The sequence below is a fragment of the Salinimicrobium oceani genome (assembly GCF_012037645.1).
In genome coordinates this window covers 1-401 of sequence record NZ_JAAVJR010000859.1, presented here as the reverse complement: position 1 = coordinate 401, position 401 = coordinate 1, and the positions used below count along the sequence as shown (strand labels likewise).

Below are 401 nucleotides of genomic sequence, written 5' to 3'. Positions count from 1 at the left end.
CAGCTCAATATTGTTTTTTGCAGGGCTGGTAGGATCGCCAATTCCGAAGATCTGTAACTGCCTCCATAAAACCCTCACCAGGAAGCGGTCGATCTTCCACATGTAATAATGCAGCCAGTCTGCCTGGTGCCCGTGGACCATAAAGATCTCCTACCCGGTTTTTTGATGTTCCAGAATTAAAGCTTCCGGGAAAGTAATTCCGGGGAAAAGAGGTAATTCCTTTTCTGTGCCGGAGTCGCAATAGCTATAGAGGTGTTTCGCCACATAATCCTGATTGCTGTAAACCATATCATGATTTCCCACAATGCGAAAGAGTCGGCCTTCAGTAAAGAAAAGGCGCATTAATTTGAAGACATCATTATGAGCCTCAAAAATGGATTCAAAAGTTAGATTTTCCCATA

Annotated in this window: 1 pseudogene; it reads right to left on the bottom strand. The window is 43.6% G+C overall.

Features of this window, described 5'->3' with window-relative positions:
* Window positions 1–150 precede the first annotated feature (150 nt).
* A pseudogene (locus tag HC175_RS19750) lies at window positions 151–401 on the bottom strand (serine/threonine protein phosphatase); the annotation flags it as partial.